This window comes from Pseudomonas sp. B15(2017) (assembly GCF_002113215.1).
GTDB lineage: Bacteria > Pseudomonadota > Gammaproteobacteria > Pseudomonadales > Pseudomonadaceae > Aquipseudomonas.
In genome coordinates, this window is the sequence record NZ_NEJZ01000010.1 from 35,717 (window position 1) to 60,794 (window position 25,078).

Here is a 25,078-nt window from a genome sequence, read left to right on the forward strand (position 1 = left end):
GGTCGCAGTATGCCTTCGCTTATTCCCGACGTCATTCAAGGAGCAACACATGGCCGAGTCAGATATTCACTTGTCGGGCAGTTCGGACACAGAATCCTTCAAGCGTATCGCCGATGAGCTCCAGCAGACGCTGAGCGGAACCTGGACAACCCAGGCCAGCGGTCTGGATCAGTGTTACTGGGACCTGGCGGTCGATGGTCAGGTGATTACCCTGCACCTGGAGCATTACCTGGGGATCATGTTGCTTGTGGAGGATGCGGATCCCCAGTGGGTAGCGTCGGAGCGGTTTCAGGCCGTGGTGCGGCGGTTGCAAATGGCGTGATTCACACGCGTCAGTGTGGGAGCGAGCTTGCTCGCGATAAGGGCAGCACATTCAACATCATCGGTGACTGAACGAATGCCATCGCGAGCAAGCTCGCTCCCACAATGACTGTGATAACCCATCAGAACGTAATCTGGGCCGCCGGCTTCACATCGATCCGCGCCACGGAACCGCTCAGATGCGCCCAATCCTTGTTGTACTCGGCGATGATGTCTTCGGCGCTCATGTTGCCGTTGTCGACCGTCGTATGGGCGTCGGCCGCCAGTTCCACGTCGTACCCCAGCTGATGGGCCTGACGCACGGTGGCGTTGACGCAGTAATCGGTTTGCATACCGCAGATCACCAGGCGGTCGAAGTCCTCCCGGGGGATCAGTTTCTGCAGGTTGGTCTGGTAGAACGAGTCGTTGGCAGTCTTGTCGACGCGCAAATCGCCGGGCGCGGTTTCCAGTCCTTCAGCCAGTTGCCAGCCTTCGGCACCGTGAGCGAACGGGCTGTCCTTTTCGCTGTGCTGGATCAGCACCACTGGAATGCCCGACTTGCGGGCGCGGGCGCTGAGGCCGTTGATGGTGTCGATTACCCGCTTGGCGTCGTGGCACTCGTACTCGCCTGCGCACAGGGCGCGCTGGACATCGATGATCAGCAATGCGGTGGTCATGGTGAGCCTTCCTTGATCGGTCCTTGAGACAGGGGCGGACGTGTGCCCGCCCCTTTTTACTCCGCTCAGTAACCCAATGACAACCCGGTGTTGCGCCGTGGATCGTTGGCGCCGTAGAAGCGGTTCTTGCCGACCGGTTTGCCACCCAGCGACGGTGCACCGACCAGAATCGCGGCGATATGGTTGGCGTCCTGCGGCCCGGCGAACTTGTGGCCCCAGCTCTCGAGGATCTTCTTCGTGTCGGGGCTGGCGGCGAAGTCTTCGAGGTTGGTTTCCTCCGGCATCCACTGCTGGTGGAAGCGCGGCGCGTCGACCGCCTCCTGCAGGCCCATGCCGTAGTCGATGACGTTGAGCATGGTCAGCAACGTCGCGGTGATGATGCGACTGCCGCCCGGCGTACCGACCACCATCACCACCTTGCCGTCCTTGGTGACGATGGTCGGGCTCATCGATGACAGCGGCGCCTTGCCCGGGGCGATAGCGTTGGCTTCACCCTGCACCAGGCCGTACATGTTCGGCACGCCGACCTTGGAAGTGAAGTCGTCCATTTCATCGTTGAGGATCACCCCGGTCTTGCTCGCCATCACGCCCGCGCCGAACCAGTCGTTGAGGGTGTAGGTGACCGAGACTGCGTTGCCCCATTTGTCGACGATTGAGTAGTGCGTGGTGTTGCTGCCTTCATGAGGTGCGACACCGGGTTTGAGCTCCGCCGACACGCCGGCCTTCTGCGGCTGGATCGCGTTACGCAGTTTGGTTGCGTAGTTCTTGTCCAGCAGGTGCTCGATCGGGTTTTTCACAAAGTCCGGGTCGCCCAGGTAGCTGTTGCGATCCACGTACGCGTGGCGCATCGCCTCGATCTGGTAGTGCATGCCCTGGGCCGAATGGAAGCCCAGATCCTTCATCGGGTAGCCTTCGAGAATGTTCATGATCTGGCAGATCACCACCCCGCCGGAGCTCGGTGGTGGTGCCGACACAACGTGGTAGCCACGATAGTCGCACTCCACCGGGGCCAGTTCGCGGGTCTTGTATTTGTCGAGGTCGGCCTGGGTGATGATGCCCTTGTTGGCCTGGCTGGACGTCACGATGGCGTCGGCCACCCAGCCTTTGTAGAAGCCATCGGCGCCTTTTTCGGAAATGGTGCGCAGGGTTTTGCCCAGATCCTTCTGCACCAGTTTCTGCCCGACCTGCATCGGCTCGCCGTTGCTCAGGAAGATCGCGCCGGAATCCTTGATGTCCTTCTTGAACACGTCGGTAGCGTACTCCAGCAGTTCGACGTCGCCCTGTTGCAGCTCGAAACCTTCTTCCGCCAGCTTGATCGCCGGGGCAATCATGTCCTTGCGCGGTTTGGTGCCGTACTTGCTCAGCGCCAGCTCCATGCCGGACACGGTGCCCGGAACGCCCACCGCGAGGTGGCCACGGGTACTCAGGTCCGGAATGACGTTGCCGTCCTTGTCCAGGTACATGTTGGCCGTTGCGGCCAGCGGGGCTTTTTCCCGGAAGTCGAGGAAGGTCTTGCGTCCGTCCGCCAGTTGAATGGTCATGAAACCACCGCCACCGAGGTTACCCGCCGCCGGGTAAACCACCGCCAGTGCATAACCCACGGCGACCGCCGCATCCACCGCGTTGCCACCACTTTTCAAGACGTCGACGCCCACGTGAGTGGCCAGGTGCTGGGCGGTGACCACCATGCCGTTTTCGGCGGCAACCGGGGCAACCGAAGCGGCGTGGGCCATCAGGCAGCTCAGCGCCAATGAGGTCGCAATCAGCGATTTGGCAAAAGGTTCGTACTTCATGAGTCGGTCTCTTCTTTTTATAAGGTAGGAAAGCGCTTCAAGAGCATCAGCCAGTATGGTCGCGTTTACGGTTTGCGCCTCCCCGATCCGGCAGTATGCTGGGCGCAGTTTTCGCCCCCGTACCGGAGTTTTTTCCATGGCCTACACGTTCATCACCCTGCCCTCGCCCGTCGGTGAGTTGAAGCTGGTCGCGAACGGTTCACGTCTGGCCGCCATCCTCTGGGAAAACGACAAACCGAACCGGGTGCGCCTCGGACCGATGAGCGAGGCACCGGACAACCCGGTGTTGATGAAAACCGCGCGACAGCTGGAAGAATATTTTGCAGGCACGCGAAACGCGTTCGATCTGGAGCTGGACTTTGCCGGCACCGAGTTCCAGAAAAAAGTCTGGGCCGCACTACTGACCATTCCGTTTGGCGAAACCCGCACCTACCGCCAGATCGCCGAACAGATCGGCCATCCGAGCGCGGTGCGTGCGGTCGGCGCGGCAAACGGGCGCAATCCGATTTCGATCATCGCGCCGTGCCATCGAGTCATCGGCGCATCAGGAAAACTGACCGGGTTTGCCGGAGGCCTGGAAGCCAAGGAGCGCTTGCTGACCCTTGAGGGTGGCCAGTGGTCGGACATTGGCAAAACCGGTGATCTGTTTTAACCGCCAAACAGGTTATTCATCGCCGCATATTGCAGCAGCATGATGGTCTTGGCATCGCAGATCTCACCACGCTGGAACGCCGCCAGCGCGTCGTCGAAACGCCACTCCAGCACTTCAAGTTCTTCGGTCTCCTCTTCCAGACCGCCCCCTTCACTGACCTTTGACGAGGCATCGTACTCGGCGATGAAAAAGTGCAACTTCTCGGTCACCGAGCCGGGACTCATGTAGGCCTCGAACACCTTCTTCACGTCATGCACGCGGTAGCCGGTTTCTTCCTCGGCTTCGTCACGGATGCGCTGCTCAGGCGCCGCACCTTCAAGCAACCCGGCCGCCACTTCAATCAGCAAACCGTCGTGACCGTTGACGAACACCGGCAGGCGGAATTGTCGGGTCAGCACCACGGTGCGTTGCTCGCGGTTGAACAGCAGAATCGCCGCGCCATTGCCACGGTCGTAGACCTCGCGCGTCTGACGCTGCCAGTCACCGTTGTTGCGGCGATAGTCGAAGGTGATTTTCTTCAGCAGATACCAGTCGTGGGACAACACCTGGGTATCGACGATGTTGACCCGCTCGGTTGTGTTGGACATGACGCCTGATCCTTTTTGTCATTCGGAAGATGGCCATGGTAGGTGAAATGATGCGAACCGCCGACGAAAAAAAGCCCGGCAGCGCTACCGGGCTTTTACTTCATTGACTACTGATGAGCCACGTTCATGGTTGCTGCATCAGTGCCCTGCGCCGCAGACGGCGCCCCGTGAATCAGCGGTCCATAACGCCGACTGAACTCCCAGTTGTACGACACGCGATCCTTGCTGGTGCCGTTATCCCAGTTCACCGACCAGGCCATCAGCCCCTTGATCGGATGCCCTTTGACCGCCAGGCGTTTCATCGCGTTACCAACCACGGTCTTGTCGATCACGTAACCGGTGGCAGCGGCATCGACGTTGGCCGGCAGGCCGATGACGAATTTGTCCGCCGGGATCTTCGTGAAACCGCGAGTGCCGGTCACCAGGCTTTCGGTCAGGTAATAGAGGAAGTCCTCTTTCATCGCATCGTTGTTCTGGGCGATCCACGCTCCATTGCCGTTATTGGCTTCCGGCACCCAGACCCCGTCGCCACCCTGGTTATAGAACTGCGGAGCGATGAAGTCGTAATAACCTTCCAGCGCCTGCAAGTAACCGACGTATTTGCCGGAGGTGGTCAGGTACGGAAACTCCGGCGCCATGCTGATGATGAAATGCTTGCCTTGGCCGGCGTAGTGATCCTTGACCAGTTTCAGTGCGGCGGGCAGGACGGCCTTGTTGGCAGCGAAATCAATCGCGCTCTGTTCAAGATCGATGTCCAGGCCGTCGAAGCCGTAGGTTTCCACCAGACGGATGATTTCATTGGCCAGCGGTTGCTCCTGGCCGGCGCGCAAGTCGATGTGCGCATCGGCACCGCCCAGGGAAATCAGCACGGCCCGCCCCTGACTGTTGAGCACGCCAACCTGACGGCGGAACTCGGCATCGGAGACGTTGAACGGCTTGAAGGTCGGAATCCCGCTGCCCTTCATGAAGGCCACCGCGACCACGTTGTATTCCTTCGGCACGTTTTCCAGAGCGATGTTGGCGAACTGGCCGCGCTGGTAACCATCGCTCGGTCCGGCTGGCCAGTTGTGCCAGAAGCCCATGAGGATCTTCTTGCCGGCAAGTGTCGGCATCAGCGACGCCGCGTCGCTGGCCTGGTTTTTCAATAGGGTGAAGTCGATGTTTGACATGTTCTAATCCTTCAGAACCTGCGGGTTTGATGTTGCGGGCTTATTTGAAGTCCACATCGAAGGCCTGATAGAAGGCGTTGCCGGTGTTGGCGACGATCCACATCAGGACAATGACGTGATGCCCCTGCTTGTTGCCGGGAAGTTTCACGGCGTGGTTGACCTTGGCTTTCAATTCCGCCGAGTGACTGTAATAAGGCACTTGCGGATAGAAATCCTCGGCGAACGGCTGCGCCTCCAGTTGCGCTCGCGTGATGCGTTGTTTCGGGTCCCAGCCATCCTTGGTGATCAGCCAGCGGTAACCGCGGGTGGTGTGCGGCGCGGTGTACTCCCACTTGACCTCAAGGGTCTGGCCGGGGGTGACATTGAGCAGCGGCCAGGAGAACGGACGTCCGAGTTTCTTGCTCATTTCTTCTGCGGTGAAGTTCACGCAATCACGTGCGTCGTTTTTGCCGCCACTGAGAATATAGCCGTCAGCGGGCGGCACGACGCTCGGATTGTCGCTTTCGAATGGCGCGGGAAACGGGCCGGCCGCGAGTGCCGGGAAGTTCTTGCCGCCTTCCATTTCATTGACCTGCCAGCCGCCGAGCAATCCTTGCTCGATGGCCACCGCACCGCGGCTTGCAGGGGAAATGACGCGACCGTGTCGCAGTTGAGTTTGAGCTTGTGGTTGATTCATGTTTTTCACTCCGTTGATTTAAGAACTCTCCTGTCCAAGGAGAGGCCTTCAAGCTAACGGAGGAGGATTTTTTGTCCATCGGCGGTTTTGTCGCAGTCTGCCTCGACGAAATTCGAAAAACGCCGAAAACACTGTATATAAACACAGTGCATTGCGATGAGGCTCACTCAACGCATGGCAAAAGGACTACACCGCGTTATTGCAAAAACCTGCATTCAGCGGTTCAGGAAAGCTGTGCCTTGAACTCCTTTTCATATTGCCCGGCGAGCTGTTCCTTTTGCTTGTCGTCGAGCAGCTTGCCGGCCATCTGGAAGAACTTCTGCTCTTCTTCCTGCAGGTGGTGATGGACTTTCTCCGAAAGCTTTTTCGCCGTGGCCAGCCAGGCCGGACTGGACATCTCGATCTCGTCGAGTTCTTCCATCATCTCGTCCATTTCATGGTGTTCGGCAATGGCATGGCGGCTGAGGTCGACACCGTTGTCGAACTCCATCAGCGGGATATAGAAGTGGCGCTCTTCGGCCGTTTCGTGGGCCTGCAACTCAGCCTTCAACCGCTTGTAGGCCTCGACCCTTTCCGGGGTGTCACCGCTGGTCTCGATCAACGATTTCGCGTAGGTCCGCTGACGGTCGTGGCTTTCACGAAGGGCTTCGAAAATGTTCATGGAATCTCCCAGGCAAACGCGTTCCGGATGGACGCCCTAAAGGGCTAGACCCCGGCACAACAGCGACGGTTCCAAGCGTTTGCCTGAATCGGCTGCGGCGCGATAGGCTGCCGATTCATTACTACAAGGAAGACAACATGACGTTGCGGATCGAGCTGTCACAAGACCCCACCGAAGAACAGCGCGCAGCCATCCTGGCGCCCCTGCGTTCCCATAACATCGCCAAGGCCGGGCCTTCGCTGTACGAACCGGTTGCTCTGCTGGTGCGCGATGATAATGACGCGATCCTCGGTGGCCTTTATGGGCACACGTTCTATCGGTGGCTGTTTATCGAGTTGCTGGCGGTGCCGGAAGAGGGTCGGGGACAGGGGATCGGCTCGAAGCTGATGCAGATGGTCGAGGAATTCGCCCGGGAAAAAGACTGCGTAGGGATCTGGCTCGATACCTTTGATTTTCAGGCGCCCGGGTTCTACAAAAAACTGGGGTATATCGAGTGTGGCGAGATTGCGGATTACCCGCTGGGGCACAAGCGGCATTTCTTCCAGAAGCGCTTGATTGATTGAATTCAGCGCCCCTCGCCCGCAGGCTGGCGCGGGGCGCGTAGCGTCAACGCATCCAGCTGCCTCGTTACAGACAGGTTGCCAGTGCCGCCAAGCGGCGCTTGGCCACAAAATCATCCTTCTGCGCGTAGTAATTCAGCACGGTGCCGGACGCCTCCGTGGTCAAGTCGACAAACGACTCCGCCGAGCGCGTATAGACCGTCGAACCGCCCTTCTTGCCCGGTTGCAGATACGCCGCCGCGTCCACGCCGAACACCGCTTCGTCCTGCCAGGCGAACTGAACGCACCGCGCCACGTCTTTTTCGGGCTTGTCCGAATTCAGGGTCTTGTAAGGGGTTTGCGTGCGGGCGTCTTCCATCGCCGAACCCGCGCAACCGGCCAGCAGGGTTGCCGCCAGCGCCACCATCAGCATTCGCATTGCATTCGCTCATTCGGAAAAAAGCGGACTGTATCACCGCAACGCCAAAAAACGTTCTGCTTTACTGCATTTAGAGCGCGACACATGCCGGCCGCTGCGGCACATTAACGGTCATCAGCCTTACAAGGAAAGCCCATGGCGCCTACTGAACAGCGACACGAACAGGCCCTGAAACTGTTTCTCGATGCGCATGCGGAACTGCGCGAAACCCTCGACCACCTCAACCCGCTACTGGCCCAGGCCAAGGGCGAAACCCAGGCGCAGTACCGCGAAGAACGGCTGCACGAAGCTTTCGAAGCCGAGGCCGAAAGCCAAGGGTTGTTTGCCTGGGAACTGACGTTGCAGCTCACCGCCGCGACGCCCGAGGAGTATCAGGCGCAACGCCTGGAAGTGCATCGCGAAGTGGCGGAAATGGCCGGGATGGACTGGCTGGAATATTGCGATCTGTATGGCATAGAACCGTAACCCCTGCACAAGGATGCTGCCTCGATGCTGCCTTCCACCTCGACCCACCGCGCCAGCCCCGGACACCTTCACATACAGAAATGGCGCGGCCGTGTTGGCCTGGCGCTGGTTGCCTGTCTGTCGGTATTGGCCGGCATGACCGACGCCATCGGCTTCATGGCCAGCGGCGATTTCGTTTCCTTCATGAGCGGCAACACAACGCGACTGGCAGTGGCGATCAGCGAGGGTGACAGCGGACTGACATTGAGGCTGATCCTGCTGGTGGCGACGTTCATTGTCGGCAATGCCCTGGGTGTCGTGGTCAGCCGACTGGGTGGACGACGGGCGCTGCCATTGCTGCTGTCCATCGCCGCTCTGCTCTGTTTGGCAGCCTGGCCCTTTGACACGCAACTGCCGGCCCTGCTGGCGGCGATTATTGCGATGGGCATGCTCAACGCGGCGGTGGAAGAAGTGAACGGTCTGCCGGTCGGGCTGACGTATGTCACCGGCGCACTGTCACGATTCGGCCGGGGATTGGGGCGGTGGGTGCTAGGCGAACGGCGAAGTGGCTGGCGGGTGCAACTGGTGCCGTGGAGCGGGATGCTGGTCGGGGCCATTCTGGGGGCGGTGCTGGAACATCATCTGGGGCTCAAGGCGATGTTGGTCAGCGCACTGTTTGCTGGCGTTCTGGGGCTGCTGACCCTGAAAATTCCGCGGCGCTGGCAGTTGGGCTACATGCCGCGCTGACAACCTCCTGTTCGCATCGAGACGGGCGCGGGAAACATCGACTTCGCCGCCCCGCCGAGAAAGCTTTATCATGGCCGCAGTTTTGCTGATCGAGTCCGTCATGAAGTTCGCCATTGCGCTGTTTTCCGCCGCCCATGCGCCGTCCTCGCGCCGCGCCCTGCTGTTCGCCCAGGCTGCGCTGGCCGGCGGGCATGAGATTGTCCGGCTGTTTTTCTATCAGGACGGGGTCCACAACGCGTCCGACGCCGTAGTCACGCCGCAGGACGAACTGGACCTGCCCAAGCAGTGGCGAACCTTCATCACCGAACAAAACCTCGACGGCGTGGTGTGCATCGCCGCGGCCCTGCGCCGTGGCGTGTTGAATGCCGAGGAAGCCGGACGTTATCAGCGTGATGCCGTGGCAGTCAGCGCACCGTGGGAATTGTCCGGCCTCGGTCAGTTGCATGACGCGGTGCAGGATGCCGACCGCCTGATCTGTTTCGGAGGCGCATGACATGGCCAAGTCCCTTCTGATTATCAGCCGTCAATCGCCGTGGTCCGGCCCCGGCGCCCGCGAAGCGCTGGACATCGTGCTGGCCGGTGGCGCGTTCGATCTGCCGATCGGCCTGCTGTTTCTCGACGACGGTGTGTTGCAACTCGCCGCCGGGCAGAATGCCAAGGCCCTGCAACAGAAAGACCTGAGCGCCAACCTGCAAGCATTGCCGATGTTCGGTGTCGAAGAGCTGTTCTACTGCGCCGACAGCGCCAGTGCTCGCGGCCTCGTCAATCGTTCGCTGGACGAGGCGCAGCCTTTGGCCGCCGAGCAAATCACCGCCCTCATTGACCGTTACGACCAGGTGATCACCCTCTGATGTCGACTCTGCATGTGTTGTCCCATTCCCCGTTCGGCGACGAACGCCTGACCAGTTGCCTGCGTCTGCTGGGTGCCAGCGATGCGTTGTTGCTGTGTGGCGATGCCGCTTATGCGCTACAACCCGGCACTGCGCCGTTCAGTGCGCTGGAATTCCGCAAGGTGAAATTGTTCGTGCTGGCCGAAGATGCGCAAGCCCGCGCCGTGCAGGTTCCGGACTGGGCCGAAGCCATCGATTACCCGGCCTTCGTCGAGCTGTCGATCCACCACGCCAAGGTCAACAGCTGGCTATGAGTGCGCTGACCGTCGGCGCTCGCGCCATTGAACTGGACAAGGACGGCTTTCTGGTCGACCTCAACGACTGGTCGGCCGAAGTCGCCAGCGCCCTCGCCGCTGCCGAAGACATCGAACTGAGCCCGGAACACTGGGAAGTCCTCGAGCTGCTGCGCAGCTTCTATGCCGAATTCCAGCTCTCCCCGGCCACCCGGCCGCTGATCAAGTACACCGCGCTCAAACTCGGCGCGGAGAAAGGCAACAGCCTGCACCTGAACCGACTGTTCAAAGGCACCCCTGCCAAACTCGCCGCGAAACTGGCGGGCCTGCCCAAACCGACGAATTGCCTATGACCGACTATCCAGCGCTGACCCTCGAAACGCCCGCCGAGCATCCGTTCGCCCAGTTCGTGCGTATCCTCGGCAAGGGCAAGCGCGGCGCCCGAGACCTGACCCGCGAGGAAGCCCGGCAAGCCATGGGCATGGTGCTCGATGAAGCGGTCGAGGAAACCCAGCTCGGCGCGTTCCTGATGTTGCTGCGGCACAAGGAAGAAAGCGCCGAGGAAATGGCCGGCTTCACCGAAGCTCTGCGTGAACGCTTGCAGGCACCGGCACTGGACGTCGATCTGGACTGGCCGACCTACGCAGGCAAGAAGCGTCACCTGCCGTGGTATCTGCTGGCTGCCAAGTGCCTGGCGCAGAACGGCGTGCGCATCTTCATGCACGGGGGTGGCGCCCACACCGCCGGGCGTTTGTATTCCGAACAGTTGCTCGGTGAGCTGAACATTCCGCTGTGCCGCAACTGGCAGCAAGTCGGTGCGGCGCTGGATAACGGTGGCCTGGCGTTCATGCCACTGGTGGACTGGGCGCCGCAGCTGCAAAGGATGATCGACCTGCGCAATACCCTGGGTCTGCGCTCGCCGATCCATTCGCTGGCGCGAATCCTCAATCCACTGGGCGCGCGTTGCGGCCTGCAGAGTATTTTCCACCCCGGCTACCAAGCGGTGCATCGCGATGCCTGCGGCCTGCTCGGTGACACGGCGATCGTGATCAAGGGTGACGGCGGCGAAATCGAGATCAACCCGGATGCCGACAGTCACTTGTACGGCACCACCGGCGGCGAGAGCTGGGACGAGGAATGGCCGCAACTGTCGACGCAGCGTCATGTCAAACCGGCGTCGCTGGATGTCGAGCATCTGAAGGCGGTCTGGCGCGGCGATGTGGTCGACAGCTACCCGCAAATGGCGCTGATTTCGACCATGGCGCTGGCACTTCGTGGCCTTGGCCACTCCCGTGAACAGGCTTTCGAAACCGCCGAGAAATACTGGGCTGCGCGGGACAAATCGATTTAACCGATCATTAACGCCCGATCTTTGCGCTTTTTGTTCGAACTCATCGGAATAGACTCGGCTCCAACGAATATTGGTTTATGGAGTCTTGATCATGGGTTTACTCGTCGACGGCCGCTGGCAGGACAAGTGGTACGAAAGCAGCAAGGACGGCGCGTTCCAGCGTGAACAGGCGCAACGCCGCAATTGGGTCACTCGCAACGGCGAGCCGGGCCCGAGCGGTGAAGGCGGTTTTGCCGCCGAAGCCGGGCGTTATCACCTTTACGTCTCCCTGGCGTGTCCATGGGCTCATCGCACGCTGATCCTGCGCAAGCTCAAGGGCCTGGAAAGCCTGATCGACGTGTCAGTCGTCAGCTGGCTGATGCTGGAAAACGGCTGGACCTTCGACCAGAACCTCGGTTCGACCGGCGACAAACTCGACCACTTCGATTTCATGCATCAGCGCTACACCGCCGACACCGCCGACTACACCGGCCGCGTCACCGTACCGGTGCTATGGGACAAGAAACTGAAACGTATCGTCAGCAACGAATCGGCGGAGATCATCCGCATGTTCAACAGTGCCTTCGATGACTTGACCGGCAACGATCTGGACTTCTATCCGGCGCCATTGCGCGGCGAGATCGATGCGCTGAACGAGCGGATCTACCCTGCCGTGAACAACGGCGTGTATCGCGCCGGGTTCGCCACCTCGCAAAAAGCCTATGAAGAGGCGTTCGACGATGTGTTTGCCGAACTGGATCATCTGGAGCAGGTTCTGGGCGCCAACCGTTATCTGACGGGCGAATACCTGACTGAGGCGGACGTGCGTCTGTTCACCACGGTGATTCGTTTCGACGCGGTGTACCACGGGCACTTCAAATGCAATCTGCGGCGGATCAGCGATTATCCGAACCTGTCGAACTGGCTGCGGGAGATGTACCAGTGGCCGGGCATTGCCGAGACCGTGGATTTCCAGCACATCAAGAATCACTACTACGGCAGCCACAAGACCATCAACCCGACCGGAGTTGTGCCGAAGGGGCCGAAGCAGGATTTCACTGTTGCCCATGACCGGAACCGGTTGAGCGGGAAAGGGATCTGGCGCAGAGGTTGAAAGCAGGATTGTTCCCACAGCGTGGGAACAATCCCTTCAGAGTCGTCAGATTTGACCCTGAGCGCCCTCGAACCAGGCCAGTTTCTCGCGCAGTTGCACCACTTCGCCGACGATCACCAGCGTCGGCGCATGCACTTCATGCTCCGCCACCAGACGCGGCAGGTCGGCCAACGTGCCGGTGAAGACCCGCTGATTGACCGTGGTGCCCTGCTGGATCAGCGCGGCCGGCGTTTCGGCTGCACGACCATGCTTGATCAACTGCTCGCAAATGATCGGCAACCCCACCAGGCCCATGTAGAACACCAGCGTCTGCGCCGGCGCGACGAGGTCGGCCCATGGCAGATCGCTGGAACCGTCCTTCAGGTGGCCGGTGACGAAACGCACCGACTGCGCGTAATCGCGATGAGTCAGAGGAATCCCGGCATACGCCGCGCAACCGCTGGCCGCCGTGATGCCCGGCACCACCTGGAACGGGATGCCATGGGCCGCCAGTTCCTCGATCTCTTCGCCGCCACGGCCGAAGATGAACGGATCCCCGCCCTTCAACCGCACCACGCGCTTGCCGGCCTTGGCCAGATTCACCAGTTGCTGGTTGATCTGATCCTGCGGCACGGCGTGATCGGCGCGTCGCTTGCCGACGTAGACCCGCTCGGCATCGCGGCGGCAAAGCTCAAGAATCGCCGGAGCCACCAAGCGGTCGTACAGCACCACATCGGCTTGCTGCATCAGACGCAAGGCGCGGAAGGTCAGCAGATCCGGATCGCCCGGCCCTGCGCCCACCAGATAAACCTCGCCGGTGGTTACGCTCGCTTCGCCGTCGATTTTCGCCTGCAACAGACGCTCGGCCTCGGCGCCCTGCCCAGCCAGCTGGCGATCGGCAATCGGCCCCTGGAACACGTCCTCCCAAAAACCGCGACGTTGCTGCACATCGGGAAACAGGCCTTTGACCTGATCGCGAAACCGTGCGGCCAGACCGGCCAGATGGCCGTAGGTCGAAGGAATCCAGGTTTCGATCTTGGCGCGGATCAACCGGGCCAGCACCGGCGCATCGCCGCCACTGGAGACCGCGATGATCAGCGGCGAACGATCGACAATTGCCGGGAAGATCACGCTGCACAACGCTGGCGCATCCACCACATTGACCGGTACGCAACGCCGATGAGCATCGGCGGAGACCTGCGCGTTCAACGCTTCGTCATCGGTGGAGGCAATGATCAGCCCGCAACCGTCCAGATCCGTTTCGGCGTAGCCACGCAGCAGGCATTCGCCACCGCTGGCGGCAACCAGTTCGCGCAGTTGCGCTTCGATTTCAGGTGCAACCACCCGCAGCAGCGCACCGGCATCGGCCAGCAGGCGGGACTTGCGCAAGGCAATCTCCCCCCCACCGACAACCAACACACGACTGCCGCGCAGGTTGTGAAACAGCGGCAGATATTTCATTTAGCCGATGACCTCAAGGCCACCCATGTACGGCTTCAGCACGTCCGGCACACGGATCGAACCGTCGGCCTGCTGGTAGTTTTCCAGCACGGCCACCAGAGTACGACCGACCGCCAGGCCGGAACCGTTCAGGGTGTGCACCAGCTCAGGCTTGCCGGTTTCCGGGTTGCGGAAACGCGCCTGCATGCGGCGGGCCTGGAAGTCGCCGCAGTTGGAGCACGACGAGATTTCGCGGTATTTGTCCTGGCTCGGAATCCACACTTCCAGGTCGTAAGTCTTGACCGCGCTGAAGCCCATGTCGCCGGTGCACAGCGCCAGGGTACGGTATGGCAGACCCAGCAGTTGCAAGACCTTCTCGGCGTTGGCGGTCAGGCCTTCCAGCGCTTCCATCGACTTCGACGGCTCGACGATCTGGACCATCTCGACCTTGTCGAACTGGTGCTGACGGATCATGCCGCGGGTGTCACGACCCGACGCGCCGGCTTCGCTGCGGAAGCACGGAGTGTGGGCGACGAATTTGATCGGCAGCTGTTTCGAATCGACGATTTCACCGGCGACGATGTTGGTCAGAGACACTTCGGCGGTCGGGATCAGATACAGATCGGCTTCGCCTTCACGACCGATCTTGAACAGGTCCTCTTCGAACTTCGGCAGTTGACCGGTACCTTGCAGCGCCGGGGCCTGAACCAGATAAGGCGTGTAGGCCTCTTCATAGCCGTGCTCGGTGACGTGCAGGTTGATCATGAACTGCGCCAGCGCGCGATGCAGACGGGCAATCGGGCCGCGCAGCAGGGCGAAACGGGCGCCAGACAGCTTGGCGGCGGTTTCGAAGTCGAGCCAGCCGAACTTCTCGCCCAGGGCCACGTGGTCCTGAACCGGGAAATCGAAAGCGGTCGGAGTGCCCCAGCGACGGACTTCGACGTTGCCGTCTTCGTCCTCGCCGACCGGTACCGATTCGTGCGGCAGGTTCGGGATGCCCAGCAGGATCGAATCCAGTTCGGTCTGGATCGCGTCCAGTTCGACTTTGCCGGCGCTCAGTTCGCCCGCCATGCGCTCGACGTCCGCCATCAGCGGCGCAATGTCTTCGCCGCGCTGCTTGGCCTGACCGATGGATTTGGAACGCGCGTTACGCTCAGCCTGCAGTGCTTCGGTGCGGGTCTGGACAGTCTTGCGCTGTTCTTCCAGCGCTTCGATGCGCGCGACATCCAGGGCAAAGCCACGGGAAGCCAGGCGGTCCGCTACGTCCTGAAGGTTGCTACGTAACAGTTTGGGATCGAGCATGTCGGTTTCTCGTTATCAAAGTTTGGTCAGGGACAGGCCGGCCCAGGTCGCGAGCAGCCCGCCGAATACGCTGATGGCCGCATAGCCCAGGGCCAGCGGCACCTGCCCGCTTTCCAGCAGGCGCACCGTATCCAGTGAAAAGGATGAAAAAGTCGTCAGCCCCCCGAGGAAGCCGACCAGCAACCCGGCACGTACCTCGATCGGCACTTCCGGGCGTATCAAAAACAGGCCGTACAACACGCCAATCAGCAGGCAGCCCACGATATTAACGGCCAGCGTCGCGGTATAGAAGTGCCGCGGCCAATTGGCGTTGACCCAATTGCCGGTGGCGAAGCGCAACAAGGTGCCGGCCATCCCGCCGACGGAGACTGCAACGATCAATGGAACCACTATTTTCTCCGCTGCCGGGGGCTTAAACGATCAAGTTGGGCGAGATGATTGAGCTTTTCGCCGATCTTCAACTCCAGGCCACGGGGCACCGGTTGGTAGAACGGAATCGGGTCGAGTTCTTCCGGGAAATAGTCTTCGCCGGCCGCGTAAGCATCCGGTTCGTCGTGGGCGTAACGATATTCGTCGCCGTAGCCCAATTGCTTCATCAATTTGGTCGGCGCATTGCGCAGGTGCAGCGGCACTTCCAGTGAACCATGCTCGGCGGCGGCGCGCAGCGCGGTCTTGAAGCCCATGTACACCGCGTTGCTTTTCGGCGCACACGCCAGATAGGTGATGGCCTGGGCCACGGCCAACTCACCTTCCGGGCTGCCAAGACGTTCCTGCACTTCCCACGCGGCCAGGCACAGGCTCAGGGCGCGAGGATCGGCGTTGCCGATATCTTCACTGGCCATGCGCACTACGCGCCGGGCCAGGTAAAGCGGATCGCAGCCGCCATCGATCATTCGCGCAAACCAGTACAACGCGCCGTCAGGATTGGAACCGCGCACTGACTTGTGCAGCGCGGAAATCTGGTCGTAGAACGCTTCGCCGCCCTTGTCGAAACGCCGGCGAGTGTCGCCGAGCAGGCTCTGCAGCAACTCGGTACCCATTTCGCTGTGGTCTTCGGCCAGGTCCGAGGCATTTTCCAGCAGGTTCAGCAGGCGCCGGCCATCGCCATCGGCGGCGGACAGCAACATCTGGAAGCCTTCATCGCTGAGGGTCAGATGACGCTTGCCCAGACCACGCTCTTCGGTCAGCGCGCGATGCACCAGTTTGCGCAACGCCGCTTCGTCGAGGCTCTTGAGCACGTAGACCCGCGCCCGCGACAGCAATGCATTGTTCAGTTCGAAAGAAGGGTTTTCGGTGGTGGCGCCAATGAAGATCAGCGTGCCGTCTTCAACGTACGGCAGGAAGGCGTCCTGTTGAGACTTGTTGAAGCGGTGCACTTCATCGACAAACAGAATCGTGCGCTTGCCGTACTGGCCGGCCTGCTGCTTGGCAATTTCCACCGCCTGACGGATCTCCTTGACCCCGGCCAGAACTGCCGAGACCGTTTCGAAGTGCGCATCCGAGACTTCCGCCAGCAACCGCGCCAGCGTGGTTTTGCCCACGCCTGGCGGGCCCCAGAAGATCATCGAATGCAGGGCACCCTGCTCCAGTGCTTCGCGCAAAGGCTTGCCGCGAGCGAGCACGTGTTCCTGACCGACGTACTCATCCAGATTGGTCGCCCGCAAACGGGCGGCCAGTGGCTGGGCAATCGGTGCACTGCGAAACAGATCCATCACGAACCGTTGAAACCTCTGTGTTTATTCCTGGATCACATCGGCACCCTTCGGGATGTCGAACTTGAACTTCGATGCCGGGACCGCTTCGTTGGCCTTCACACCGGTAAACAGGATGTTGGTGCGCTGGCCGACGCTGTCGATCAGTTGCATGTCATTGACCAGACCGTTGCGGAACGACAGGCGCAGGCTGTCGAACAGGGTGTCCTTGGTTTTCGGCTTCAGGGTGAAGTCGATCACGCCACCGGCCTCTTTGGCGGTGATGTCGAAGCTCTGGCTGATCTTCGATACGTCGCCGGACAGCAACAGGGCTGGAGTCTGAGTCAGGCGCTCATCGAGCTTCTTGATGGTGGCCTGTTCCAGATCCGGGTCCCACAGGGTGACTTTCTTGCCGTCGGACACCATGGTCTGCTCGGCTGGCGCATTGGTGTGCCAGTAGAACAGGCCCGGACGCTGCAGGGTCATGTCGCCGGTGGTTTCCTGCAACTGGGTGCCACTGCCGTCGAGGGTCAGTTGGGAAAAGTTGGCAGTCAGAGTCTTGGATGTTTCGAGCAATTGGGTCAGGCGAGCCACATCCTTGTCATCGGCGTGAGCCGTGAGGGTGGTCAGAGCCAGTACCGGCAGCAACATGCGGATAAGACGCATGGGAGTCCTCTTGAATACTCGTGGGAAAGTGGACGGCGCTTCATGCACCGTCCATTGCATTTGGATCAGGGTATCGAATCAGTCGCGTACCGGGCCAGGGGCCAGAACTTCGCGGGAACCGTTGGTGTTCATGGACGTCACGACCCCGGCCATTTCCATGGCTTCGATCATGCGCGCGGCACGGTTGTAACCGATCTTCAGCTTGCGCTGCACAGCGGAGATGGAGGCGCGGCGACTTTCCAGTACGAACTGCACGGCTTCGTCGTACAGCGCGTCGGCTTCCGGATCGTCGCCGTCTCCGCCGCCGCTGCTGCCTTCGAAACCACTGCCCGCCTCCTCGACACCGTTGAGGATGTCGTCGTTGTATTCCGGTGCGCCGCGCAGTTTCCAGGCTTCTACCACCCGGTGAACTTCATCGTCGGACACGAATGCGCCATGAACCCGGATCGGCAGACTGGTGCCCGGCGGCATGTAGAGCATGTCACCGTGACCAAGCAATTGTTCGGCGCCGCCCTGGTCGATGATGGTTCGGGAGTCGATCTTGCTCGATACCTGGAACGCCATCCGCGTCGGGATGTTGGCCTTGATCAGACCCGTGATCACGTCCACCGACGGCCGCTGGGTCGCGAGGATCAGGTGGATACCGGCCGCACGCGCTTTCTGGGCGATACGGGCGATCAGTTCTTCTACCTTCTTGCCGACGATCATCATCATGTCGGCAAACTCGTCCACGACCACAACGATGGTCGGCAGCTTCTGCAACAGCGGCGCTTCGTCGTGGATGCTTTCGCGTTTGTACAGCGGATCGCTCAGCGGTTCGCCGGCGTCCTGGGCTTCCTTGACCTTGGCGTTGAAGCCGGACAGGTTTCGCACGCCCATCTTCGCCATCAGCTTGTAGCGACGCTCCATCTCGGCAACGCTCCAGCGCAGGGCGTTGGCGGCGTCCTTCATGTCGGTCACGACCGGGCACAGCAGGTGCGGAATGCCTTCGTAGATCGACAGTTCAAGCATTTTCGGGTCGATCATGATCAGCTTGGCGTCGTCCGGGCCGGACTTGAACAGGATCGACAGAATCATCGCGTTCACGCCCACCGACTTACCGGAACCGGTGGTACCGGCTACCAGCAAGTGCGGCATCTTCGCCAGGTCGGTGATGACCGGCTTGCCGCCGATGTCGTGGCCCAGGGCCAGAGTGACCGGCGACTTGAAGTTGTCGTATTCGGATGTCGACAGCACTTCTGAGAAGCGCACGATCTGTCGGTCTTCGTTGGGAATTTCGATACCGACCGTGGTCTTGCCAGGAATCACTTCCACCACCCGGACGCTGGTCACGGCCAGCGAACGTGCAAGGTCTTTCGCCAGGTTGGCGATACGGCTGACCTTCACGCCTGCAGCAGGCTGGATTTCGTAACGGGTAATGACCGGGCCGGGATGGATGGAATCCACGGTGACTTCGACGCCGAATTCCTTGAGCTTGATCTCCAGCAAGTGGCCGACCGCCGCCAGGGATTCGGGCGAATAATTGAGTTGTTTCTTTTCCGCAGGGTCGAGAATCGAGATCGGTGGCAAGGTGCCTTCGACGGCGCTGTCGACAAACAACGGCACCTGTTTCTCTTTCTGCACGCGCTTGCTCGGCTCCGGCGCCTTGACCGGGGCCGGGGCGATGACCGGCGGCACCTGTTTCTCGCGCTCGGACATGTGCTTGCTCAGGGCCTGCTCGCGCTCGATCAGACGCTCCTTGACCTTGGCCTGCTCGCGCTTGTCGGTGACGGTCGGTGCAACCACGTCATGCACTCGATCGTCGACTTCACGCAATTGCGCGACCAGTTGCTTGCGCTCGGTACGCGCCGACCACCAGCGGTTGACCGCGCCCTGGAACAGTTCGAACAGGTCGAGGGTGATCTTGCCGGTGATGTCCATCACCTTGAACCACGACAGGTCAGTGAACACCGTCAGCCCGAACAGGAACAGCGCGATAAACAGCAAAGTGCTGCCCTGTATGTTCAGAGCATTGCGGGCCAGGTCACCGAGGCTTTCACCCAGCGCACCGCCGGCACCAGCGGGCAAACCAGTGGCCGCGTGGAAGTGGATGTGCGCCAGCGCGGCGCCGGACAACACCAGGAACACCAGGCCAATCAGGCGCCAGGAAAACAGCCAGCCGCTCCACTGCCATGGCTCGTGACGCTGACGGAAGATCTGATACGCCTTGATCGCCAGCAGCAACGGGAAGATATACGCGAAGTAACCCAGCACCATGAACAGGATGTCGGCGCTGTAGGAGCCGGCCGGACCGCCGAAGTTCTGCACATCGTCGATCTTGCTGTTGTGGCTCCAGCCTGGATCGTCCTTGCCGTAAGTCAGCAACGCCATCATCAGGAACAGGCACAAGGCGCCGATGGCGATCAATGCACCTTCCTTGAGCCGGTAGTGCAACTGTTGACGCCAGAGCGGAACGACTGTTTTTGGTGCTTCCGTGGATTTCTTCAAAACGCTTCTTTTCCTGCGCCAGAGGCGCGTCCATCTATTGAATGACGATAAAAAACTGCCCGATCCAGGCAGGTAAAAAAATGACGGGCGCAACGGAGACTACTTTTAACACTGCGCCCCGCCTTTTATAAACACGGCACGCGGCGAATATTCTGTAACAGCCCGGCATTGTACGGGTTTGCGCGTTCGACGCCATGCTTCGCGGCCCCTGGTTCAAGCATAGCCAAAGGCACAAGGCCCGGCGTTCAATTTGAGCATGCATTGTCTTTTGTGACAAAGGCTTATGAGGTGTATTTGATGAACGTAGCGAAGCATTCGCGCCTCATCCCCCCTGAGCGCCACACATTGGCATCGGTCACCTTGCCCGCAGCGGTGTTGCGCCCGATTACGACCGCATCCGGATGCTCAAGTTGCAGCAGCCCAATCATCCCACTGCAACGGAGGACATTCGCGTCATTTCCCGGCACACTTTACCGCGGGCCCAGCGCCCACCGCCCTCCCCTTCTGCAAGCCCGGACGCCATGCTGACTTGGTTACAACGCAATTCACTGACTTTCCCGCCACTGGATAAGGCCATGCGCGATCCCAACGGATTGCTGGCGGCCGGTGGCGACCTGTCCGCCGATCGCCTGATCCAGGCGTATCGCCACGGCTGCTTTCCATGGTTTTCCGAAGGTCAGCCGATTCTCTGGTGGTCGCCGGATCCGCGCACCGTACTTTTTCCCGACGAACTGCACGTCTCGCGCAGCCTCGGAAAATTGATGCGCAAACAGCGTTATCAAGTGACCTTCGATCAGGATTTCGAAGCGGTAATCCGTGCCTGTGCCGCTCCCCGGGATTACGCCGACGGCACCTGGATCACCGAAGCGATGCAGGACGCTTATGTCGAATTGCATCGACGCGGCTTTGCTCATTCAGTGGAAGTCTGGGATGAGGGCGAACTGGTCGGCGGCCTGTACGGTCTGGCGATGGGGCAACTGTTCTTCGGTGAGTCGATGTTCAGCCGCGCGGACAATGCCTCCAAGTACGGTTTTGCGACGCTGGTGCAACATCTGAAAGAAGCGGGTTTCGTATTGATTGACTGCCAGATGCCTACCGATCACCTGCACAGCCTCGGCGCCCGGGCCATTTCACGGCAGACATTCGCCGAATACCTGGCCCGGCACCTCGACCAACCCAATCATGCAACCTGGGTTTGCTGAGCGACTTTTGCGCGCGTGGCTTACACTTAATTTCACCAGCTTACCCTTGAGGGTTGATCATGACCGAGTTGGCGCGGTTGAAGTTTTATGCCACTCAGCCTCACTCTTGCAGTTATCTGCCCGAGGAACAGGCGACGACCCTGTTTCTCGACCCGAGCCAGCCCATGGATGTGCATGTCTACGCAGACCTGTCAGAAATGGGCTTTCGTCGCAGCGGCGACCATCTGTACCGCCCGCATTGCCAGAATTGCAATGCTTGCGTGCCGGCGCGCATCCCGGTGGCGCAGTTCACCCCCAACCGTCAGCAAAAACGCATTTTCAAACGCAACATCGATTTGCAGGTGCGCCCGGTCAAGCCGGCATTCAGCGAAGAATACTTCGACCTCTATCAGCGCTACATCGAACAGCGCCACGCCGACGGCGACATGTACCCGCCGAGCCGGGATCAATTCTCGACTTTTCTGGTACGCGACCTGCCCTTCTCACGCTTTTACGAGTTCCGGCTCGACGGACGGTTACTGGCGGTTGCCGTGACCGATCTGCTGCCCAACGGACTGTCGGCGGTCTATACCTTCTACGAACCGCAGGAAGAACGCCGCAGCCTGGGGCGCTACGCGATCCTCTGGCAAATCGCCGAAGCCCGGCGCCTGGGGCTTGAGGCGGTGTACCTTGGCTACTGGATCAAAAACTGCAAAAAGATGAACTACAAGACCCAATATCGGCCTATCGAACTGCTGATCAACCAGCGCTGGGTCATCCTGAACTAAACGCAAACCCTAAACCCCTTGGCGTAAACCCCATTTTTCGGGCACAATGCACGCCGCTTTTGCCTGGCGCAGTTGCACCGGGCCATTCACTGGACACCGAGGGCTTTACTGCATGTCGAAAGAAGACAGCTTCGAAATGGAAGGCACTGTCGTCGACACCCTGCCAAACACCATGTTTCGCGTGGAATTGGAAAATGGGCACGTCGTAACCGCGCATATCTCCGGCAAGATGCGCAAGAACTACATTCGTATTCTTACCGGTGACAAAGTGCGCGTCGAGCTGACGCCCTATGACTTGAGCAAAGGGCGTATTACTTACCGCGCTCGCTAATCAAGTCAATACAGAACGCCCGGCTTAATGCCGGGCGTTTTTGTCTGTGCGTTTTTTGAGTTTGGGTGTATATCCGTTGCTGCGGTAACGGCTATACACCCAAAACCGCAGACAGCAAAAAGGCACCAAAAGGCGCCTTTCGCTTTACAACAGACCAACAACCATCAGGCCATTTCCGCAGTAGTCTCGAAGTCAAACGTCAGCTCACCATCCTTGATGTCGATGTGAACCACACCGCCATGCTCGGCCAGTTCGCCAAACAGAATCTCCTCCGCCAGCGGACGCTTGATCTTGTCCTGGATCAGACGCGCCATCGGACGAGCGCCCATGGCCGAATCGTAACCACCGGCCGCCAGCCAGCTGCGCGCCGCATCGGTAACTTCCAGAAGCACACGCTTGTCTTCCAGCTGCGCCTGAAGCTCGGTGAGGAACTTGTCCACCACGCTTTTGATGACCTCATGACTGAGGCGACCAAACTGAATGATGGTATCCAGGCGGTTGCGGAATTCCGGCGTGAAGCTCTTCTTGATCACTTCCATCGCATCGGACGAGTGGTCCTGATGGGTGAAACCGATCGAAGCACGCGCCGCCGTTTCAGCACCGGCGTTGGTGGTCATGATCACGATCACGTTGCGGAAATCCGCCTTGCGCCCGTTGTTGTCGGTCAGCGTACCGTGGTCCATCACCTGCAGCAGCAGGTTGAAGACTTCCGGATGCGCCTTCTCGATTTCATCGAGCAGCAATACGCAATGTGGTTGCTTGGTGATCGCCTCGGTCAACAGACCGCCCTGGTCGAAACCGACATAACCCGGAGGTGCACCGATCAGACGCGATACGGTGTGGCGCTCCATGTACTCGGACATGTCGAAGCGAACCAGCTCAATGCCCAACGCCTTGGCCAGTTGACGCGCGGCTTCGGTTTTACCGACACCGGTCGGACCTGCAAACAGGAACGAACCGACAGGCTTGTCAGGCGACTTGAGACCGGCACGGGACAGTTTGATCGCGGTCGACAGCGAATCGATCGCCGCGTCCTGACCGAACACCGTCAGTTTCAGGTCACGCTCGAGGTTGCGCAGCAGTTCCTTGTCGGAGCTGGTGACATGCTTCGGCGGAATCCGCGCGATTTTCGCCACGATGTCCTCGACCTCAGACACTTCGATGCGCTTCACACGCTTCTCGACCGGTTGCAGACGCTGGAAAGCGCCAGCCTCGTCGATCACATCGATGGCCTTGTCCGGCATGTGCCGGTCATTGATGTAGCGCGAAGCCAGTTCCGCAGCGGCGCGCAGCGACTCATCGCTGTATTCGATGTTGTGGTGCTGTTCGAAACGACCTTTCAGGCCACGCAGGATACCGATGGTGTCTTCCACCGACGGCTCGACGACGTCGACCTTCTGGAAGCGCCGTGCCAGAGCACGGTCTTTTTCGAAAATGCCACGGAATTCCTGGAACGTGGTCGAGCCGATGCAGCGAATGTCGCCAGACGACAGCAGCGGCTTGAGCAGGTTCGAGGCATCCATCACGCCACCGGACGCAGCACCCGCACCGATAATGGTGTGGATTTCGTCGATGAACAGGATCGCCTGCGGACGTTTTTTCAGTTCGCTGAGCAACGCCTTGAAGCGCTTCTCGAAATCACCGCGATACTTGGTGCCCGCGAGCAAAGCACCCAGATCAAGGGAATAAACGACGCTGTTGGCCAGCAGGTCCGGCACCTGATTGTCGACGATGCGCTTGGCCAGGCCTTCGGCAATCGCGGTTTTACCCACGCCCGCCTCGCCTACCAGCAGCGGATTGTTCTTGCGACGGCGCGCGAGAATCTGCGCCACACGCTCGACTTCCGTTTCACGCCCAACCAGCGGATCGATCCGGCCCTGGCGCGCGAGTTCGTTGAGATTGCTGGCATACGCATCCAGCGGATTGCCTGAAGAAGAAGACTCACCGCCCTCGTCGTCCTGCATATCTTGTTCACCTTCAGAGTGATCGCCATGCCCCGGCACTTTGGAAATGCCGTGAGCGATGTAATTGACGACATCAATGCGTGCAACGCTCTGCTGTTTCAGCAGGAACACCGCCTGACTCTCTTGCTCACTGAAGATTGCAACCAGCACGTTGGCGCCGGTCACTTCGCGCTTGCCCGAGCTCTGCACATGAAAGACAGCACGTTGCAGCACACGCTGGAAGCCCAGGGTTGGCTGGGTTTCGCGATCCTCGTCGTGGACGGGGATCAGTGGCGTGGTGGAGTCGATGAACTCCTGCAGGTCGTGCTTGAGTTTGTCGAGGTTTGCGCCGCAGGCACGCAATACAGTGGCGGCAGCCTCATTGTCCAATAGGGCCAGCAGCAGGTGTTCGACGGTCATGAATTCATGACGCTTCGAACGAGCCTCCTTGAAGGCAAGATTGAGGGTGACTTCGAGCTCGCGGTTTAACATAGCTTCACCTCATACCCAAGTGGTCGGCGATTAACCGTCCTTCTCGATTTCACAGAGTAGCGGATGCTGGCTTTCCCTGGCGTACTGGTTGACCTGCATGGCCTTTGTCTCGGCGATGTCGCGGGTAAACACTCCACATACTGCCCGCCCTTCTGTGTGGACGGCCAGCATGACCTTGGTCGCCAGCTCGCGATTCAGGTTAAAAAACACCTCGAGCACTTCGACGACGAAATCCATCGGTGTGTAGTCATCATTGAACAAAACCACCTTGTACATCGGCGGCGCCTGTAACGCGGGCTTTGCTTCCTGAACAGCAACGCCTGCCGAATCGTCGTCGTGCTCCTGTGGAAGATCCTTTTGGAGAAGCGGGCGATCCTGATTGAATGTTAGTCGAATCTGGCTGATTGCATGCATGGAAAGAAAGGTTCGTCAGTTGTGCAAATACAGTGGTGGGGGCGGCTTGACACGTTTTCAACTCCGACTGCCCGGTCACCTTGACTATCGGGAAAACGGTGTTACAACCAATA

28 protein-coding genes and 1 pseudogene are annotated in these 25,078 nt (G+C 60.0%); 14 read left to right on the forward strand and 15 right to left on the reverse strand.

Translation table 11 applies throughout. The features are described 5' to 3' along the window. Positions 1-49 precede the first annotated feature (49 nt). Positions 50-322: a DUF3630 family protein gene (locus CAF73_RS15955; RefSeq protein WP_085703219.1), complete on the forward strand. Its 273-nt coding sequence runs from the start codon at positions 50-52 to the stop codon at positions 320-322. Between the two features lie 121 nt (positions 323-443). On the opposite strand, the gene CAF73_RS15960 is transcribed toward CAF73_RS15955, so the two are convergent. After that, positions 444-977: a cysteine hydrolase family protein gene (locus tag CAF73_RS15960; protein WP_085703220.1), complete on the reverse strand. Its 534-nt coding sequence runs from the start codon at positions 975-977 to the stop codon at positions 444-446. Positions 978-1,042: 65 nt separating this feature from the next. Next, positions 1,043-2,770 carry a gamma-glutamyltransferase gene (gene ggt, locus CAF73_RS15965; RefSeq protein WP_085703221.1) on the reverse strand — a complete coding sequence of 576 codons (1,728 nt, stop codon included), beginning with the start codon at positions 2,768-2,770 and terminating at the stop codon, positions 1,043-1,045. A 136-nt stretch (positions 2,771-2,906) separates the two neighbouring features. On the opposite strand from ggt, the gene CAF73_RS15970 reads away from it, so the two are divergent. Beyond that, positions 2,907-3,422, forward strand: coding sequence for a methylated-DNA--[protein]-cysteine S-methyltransferase (locus CAF73_RS15970; protein ID WP_085699179.1), 516 nt, complete (start codon positions 2,907-2,909; stop codon positions 3,420-3,422). On the opposite strand, the gene CAF73_RS15975 is transcribed toward CAF73_RS15970, so the two are convergent. From CAF73_RS15975 to CAF73_RS15990, 4 genes and pseudogenes are all read right to left on the reverse strand, one after another. After that, positions 3,419-4,009, reverse strand: a complete 591-nt coding sequence (locus CAF73_RS15975; RefSeq protein ID WP_085703222.1) for an NUDIX domain-containing protein — start codon at positions 4,007-4,009, stop codon at positions 3,419-3,421. The two genes, CAF73_RS15970 and CAF73_RS15975, sit on opposite strands and share 4 nt — an antisense overlap. Before the next feature lie 143 nt (positions 4,010-4,152). Then, positions 4,153-5,178 (reverse strand): annotated as a pseudogene (locus CAF73_RS15980) (chitinase); the annotation flags it as partial. A gap of 40 nt (positions 5,179-5,218) precedes the next feature. Then, entirely contained in the window at positions 5,219-5,854 is a 636-nt protein-coding gene (locus tag CAF73_RS15985; RefSeq protein ID WP_007958235.1) for a lytic polysaccharide monooxygenase auxiliary activity family 9 protein, read from the reverse strand. Between the two features lie 223 nt (positions 5,855-6,077). Further along, positions 6,078-6,515, reverse strand: coding sequence for a hemerythrin domain-containing protein (locus CAF73_RS15990; RefSeq protein ID WP_085703224.1), 438 nt, complete (start codon positions 6,513-6,515; stop codon positions 6,078-6,080). Positions 6,516-6,652: 137 nt separating this feature from the next. Between CAF73_RS15990 and CAF73_RS15995 the strand changes: the two genes are divergently transcribed. Beyond that, entirely contained in the window at positions 6,653-7,078 is a 426-nt protein-coding gene (locus CAF73_RS15995; RefSeq protein WP_085703225.1) for an N-acetyltransferase, read from the forward strand. Between the two features lie 64 nt (positions 7,079-7,142). On the opposite strand, the gene CAF73_RS16000 is transcribed toward CAF73_RS15995, so the two are convergent. After that, positions 7,143-7,493: a hypothetical protein gene (locus CAF73_RS16000; protein WP_085699169.1), complete on the reverse strand. Its 351-nt coding sequence runs from the start codon at positions 7,491-7,493 to the stop codon at positions 7,143-7,145. Positions 7,494-7,628: 135 nt separating this feature from the next. Between CAF73_RS16000 and CAF73_RS16005 the strand changes: the two genes are divergently transcribed. From CAF73_RS16005 to CAF73_RS16040, 8 genes are all read left to right on the forward strand, one after another. Further along, positions 7,629-7,958 carry a DUF6388 family protein gene (locus CAF73_RS16005; RefSeq protein ID WP_085703226.1) on the forward strand — a complete coding sequence of 110 codons (330 nt, stop codon included), beginning with the start codon at positions 7,629-7,631 and terminating at the stop codon, positions 7,956-7,958. Positions 7,959-7,982: 24 nt separating this feature from the next. Then, on the forward strand, positions 7,983-8,684 hold the full coding sequence (locus CAF73_RS16010; RefSeq protein WP_085703227.1) for a YoaK family protein: 702 nt from the start codon (positions 7,983-7,985) through the stop codon (positions 8,682-8,684). A 100-nt stretch (positions 8,685-8,784) separates the two neighbouring features. Next, a complete protein-coding gene (tusD, locus tag CAF73_RS16015; RefSeq protein ID WP_085699276.1) occupies positions 8,785-9,177 on the forward strand; it encodes a sulfurtransferase complex subunit TusD in 393 nt (130 codons plus the stop codon). A 1-nt stretch (position 9,178) separates the two neighbouring features. Further along, positions 9,179-9,535, forward strand: a complete 357-nt coding sequence (gene tusC, locus CAF73_RS16020; RefSeq protein WP_085703228.1) for a sulfurtransferase complex subunit TusC — start codon at positions 9,179-9,181, stop codon at positions 9,533-9,535. Continuing rightward, on the forward strand, positions 9,535-9,828 hold the full coding sequence (gene tusB, locus CAF73_RS16025) for a sulfurtransferase complex subunit TusB (protein ID WP_085699161.1): 294 nt from the start codon (positions 9,535-9,537) through the stop codon (positions 9,826-9,828). Before tusC ends, tusB begins: the two co-directional genes overlap by 1 nt. Beyond that, positions 9,825-10,160: a TusE/DsrC/DsvC family sulfur relay protein gene (locus CAF73_RS16030; protein ID WP_085699159.1), complete on the forward strand. Its 336-nt coding sequence runs from the start codon at positions 9,825-9,827 to the stop codon at positions 10,158-10,160. The genes tusB and CAF73_RS16030 overlap by 4 nt, the downstream gene beginning before the upstream one ends. Continuing rightward, positions 10,157-11,158: a glycosyl transferase family protein gene (locus tag CAF73_RS16035; RefSeq protein WP_085703229.1), complete on the forward strand. Its 1,002-nt coding sequence runs from the start codon at positions 10,157-10,159 to the stop codon at positions 11,156-11,158. The genes CAF73_RS16030 and CAF73_RS16035 overlap by 4 nt, the downstream gene beginning before the upstream one ends. 91 nt (positions 11,159-11,249) lie before the next feature. Next, entirely contained in the window at positions 11,250-12,251 is a 1,002-nt protein-coding gene (locus CAF73_RS16040) for a glutathione S-transferase family protein (RefSeq protein WP_085699155.1), read from the forward strand. 45 nt (positions 12,252-12,296) lie between these two features. Here CAF73_RS16040 and cysG read toward each other — a convergent pair whose 3' ends face one another. The 6 genes from cysG to CAF73_RS16070 form a co-directional block, all read right to left on the reverse strand. Then, positions 12,297-13,691, reverse strand: coding sequence for a siroheme synthase CysG (gene cysG, locus CAF73_RS16045; protein ID WP_085703230.1), 1,395 nt, complete (start codon positions 13,689-13,691; stop codon positions 12,297-12,299). Beyond that, a complete protein-coding gene (gene serS / locus CAF73_RS16050) occupies positions 13,692-14,972 on the reverse strand; it encodes a serine--tRNA ligase (protein ID WP_085703231.1) in 1,281 nt (426 codons plus the stop codon). Positions 14,973-14,987: 15 nt separating this feature from the next. Next, entirely contained in the window at positions 14,988-15,362 is a 375-nt protein-coding gene (gene crcB, locus CAF73_RS16055) for a fluoride efflux transporter CrcB (protein ID WP_085699148.1), read from the reverse strand. Beyond that, positions 15,362-16,684, reverse strand: a complete 1,323-nt coding sequence (locus CAF73_RS16060) for a replication-associated recombination protein A (RefSeq protein ID WP_064597723.1) — start codon at positions 16,682-16,684, stop codon at positions 15,362-15,364. The genes crcB and CAF73_RS16060 overlap by 1 nt, the downstream gene beginning before the upstream one ends. A 24-nt stretch (positions 16,685-16,708) precedes the next feature. After that, on the reverse strand, positions 16,709-17,329 hold the full coding sequence (gene lolA, locus CAF73_RS16065) for an outer membrane lipoprotein chaperone LolA (RefSeq protein WP_011334944.1): 621 nt from the start codon (positions 17,327-17,329) through the stop codon (positions 16,709-16,711). A gap of 78 nt (positions 17,330-17,407) precedes the next feature. Then, positions 17,408-19,816 carry a DNA translocase FtsK gene (locus tag CAF73_RS16070; protein WP_085687381.1) on the reverse strand — a complete coding sequence of 803 codons (2,409 nt, stop codon included), beginning with the start codon at positions 19,814-19,816 and terminating at the stop codon, positions 17,408-17,410. A gap of 521 nt (positions 19,817-20,337) precedes the next feature. Here CAF73_RS16070 and aat point away from each other — a divergent pair. The 3 genes from aat to infA all read left to right on the forward strand — a co-directional run bounded on the left by aat (position 20,338) and on the right by infA (position 22,116). After that, on the forward strand, positions 20,338-21,018 hold the full coding sequence (gene aat / locus CAF73_RS16075; RefSeq protein WP_085699146.1) for a leucyl/phenylalanyl-tRNA--protein transferase: 681 nt from the start codon (positions 20,338-20,340) through the stop codon (positions 21,016-21,018). A 59-nt stretch (positions 21,019-21,077) separates the two neighbouring features. Further along, a complete protein-coding gene (locus CAF73_RS16080) occupies positions 21,078-21,785 on the forward strand; it encodes an arginyltransferase (protein WP_085699144.1) in 708 nt (235 codons plus the stop codon). A 112-nt stretch (positions 21,786-21,897) separates the two neighbouring features. After that, the gene (gene infA, locus CAF73_RS16085) at positions 21,898-22,116 is read left to right on the forward strand and encodes a translation initiation factor IF-1 (protein WP_002553999.1); all 219 of its coding nucleotides are present in this window, start codon (positions 21,898-21,900) and stop codon (positions 22,114-22,116) included. 164 nt (positions 22,117-22,280) lie between these two features. Here infA and clpA read toward each other — a convergent pair whose 3' ends face one another. Together clpA and clpS are read right to left on the reverse strand one after the other, a co-directional pair. Continuing rightward, positions 22,281-24,551 (reverse strand): ATP-dependent Clp protease ATP-binding subunit ClpA, encoded by a 2,271-nt coding sequence (gene clpA / locus CAF73_RS16090; RefSeq protein ID WP_085699141.1) that lies wholly within the window; start codon positions 24,549-24,551, stop codon positions 22,281-22,283. A 30-nt stretch (positions 24,552-24,581) separates the two neighbouring features. Further along, positions 24,582-24,965: an ATP-dependent Clp protease adapter ClpS gene (gene clpS / locus CAF73_RS16095; RefSeq protein WP_011334948.1), complete on the reverse strand. Its 384-nt coding sequence runs from the start codon at positions 24,963-24,965 to the stop codon at positions 24,582-24,584. Between the last annotated feature and the right edge of the window lie 113 nt (positions 24,966-25,078).

Coding starts and splice junctions, on each gene's coding strand:
- CAF73_RS16030 (WP_085699159.1), top strand. CDS start 9,825: ATGAGTGCGCTGACCGTCGGCGCTCGCGCCATTGAACTGGACAAGGAC.
- cysG (WP_085703230.1), bottom strand. CDS start 13,691: ATGAAATATCTGCCGCTGTTTCACAACCTGCGCGGCAGTCGTGTGTTG.
- tusD (WP_085699276.1), top strand. CDS start 8,785: ATGAAGTTCGCCATTGCGCTGTTTTCCGCCGCCCATGCGCCGTCCTCG.
- CAF73_RS16005 (WP_085703226.1), top strand. CDS start 7,629: ATGGCGCCTACTGAACAGCGACACGAACAGGCCCTGAAACTGTTTCTC.
- CAF73_RS15955 (WP_085703219.1), top strand. CDS start 50: ATGGCCGAGTCAGATATTCACTTGTCGGGCAGTTCGGACACAGAATCC.
- CAF73_RS16080 (WP_085699144.1), top strand. CDS start 21,078: ATGACCGAGTTGGCGCGGTTGAAGTTTTATGCCACTCAGCCTCACTCT.
- CAF73_RS15990 (WP_085703224.1), bottom strand. CDS start 6,515: ATGAACATTTTCGAAGCCCTTCGTGAAAGCCACGACCGTCAGCGGACC.
- clpS (WP_011334948.1), bottom strand. CDS start 24,965: ATGCATGCAATCAGCCAGATTCGACTAACATTCAATCAGGATCGCCCG.
- CAF73_RS15970 (WP_085699179.1), top strand. CDS start 2,907: ATGGCCTACACGTTCATCACCCTGCCCTCGCCCGTCGGTGAGTTGAAG.
- lolA (WP_011334944.1), bottom strand. CDS start 17,329: ATGCGTCTTATCCGCATGTTGCTGCCGGTACTGGCTCTGACCACCCTC.
- CAF73_RS16060 (WP_064597723.1), bottom strand. CDS start 16,684: ATGGATCTGTTTCGCAGTGCACCGATTGCCCAGCCACTGGCCGCCCGT.
- infA (WP_002553999.1), top strand. CDS start 21,898: ATGTCGAAAGAAGACAGCTTCGAAATGGAAGGCACTGTCGTCGACACC.
- CAF73_RS16000 (WP_085699169.1), bottom strand. CDS start 7,493: ATGCGAATGCTGATGGTGGCGCTGGCGGCAACCCTGCTGGCCGGTTGC.
- CAF73_RS16040 (WP_085699155.1), top strand. CDS start 11,250: ATGGGTTTACTCGTCGACGGCCGCTGGCAGGACAAGTGGTACGAAAGC.
- tusB (WP_085699161.1), top strand. CDS start 9,535: ATGTCGACTCTGCATGTGTTGTCCCATTCCCCGTTCGGCGACGAACGC.
- aat (WP_085699146.1), top strand. CDS start 20,338: ATGCTGACTTGGTTACAACGCAATTCACTGACTTTCCCGCCACTGGAT.
- CAF73_RS16035 (WP_085703229.1), top strand. CDS start 10,157: ATGACCGACTATCCAGCGCTGACCCTCGAAACGCCCGCCGAGCATCCG.
- CAF73_RS15995 (WP_085703225.1), top strand. CDS start 6,653: ATGACGTTGCGGATCGAGCTGTCACAAGACCCCACCGAAGAACAGCGC.
- serS (WP_085703231.1), bottom strand. CDS start 14,972: ATGCTCGATCCCAAACTGTTACGTAGCAACCTTCAGGACGTAGCGGAC.
- clpA (WP_085699141.1), bottom strand. CDS start 24,551: ATGTTAAACCGCGAGCTCGAAGTCACCCTCAATCTTGCCTTCAAGGAG.
- ggt (WP_085703221.1), bottom strand. CDS start 2,770: ATGAAGTACGAACCTTTTGCCAAATCGCTGATTGCGACCTCATTGGCG.
- tusC (WP_085703228.1), top strand. CDS start 9,179: ATGGCCAAGTCCCTTCTGATTATCAGCCGTCAATCGCCGTGGTCCGGC.
- CAF73_RS16010 (WP_085703227.1), top strand. CDS start 7,983: ATGCTGCCTTCCACCTCGACCCACCGCGCCAGCCCCGGACACCTTCAC.
- CAF73_RS15960 (WP_085703220.1), bottom strand. CDS start 977: ATGACCACCGCATTGCTGATCATCGATGTCCAGCGCGCCCTGTGCGCA.
- CAF73_RS15975 (WP_085703222.1), bottom strand. CDS start 4,009: ATGTCCAACACAACCGAGCGGGTCAACATCGTCGATACCCAGGTGTTG.
- CAF73_RS15985 (WP_007958235.1), bottom strand. CDS start 5,854: ATGAATCAACCACAAGCTCAAACTCAACTGCGACACGGTCGCGTCATT.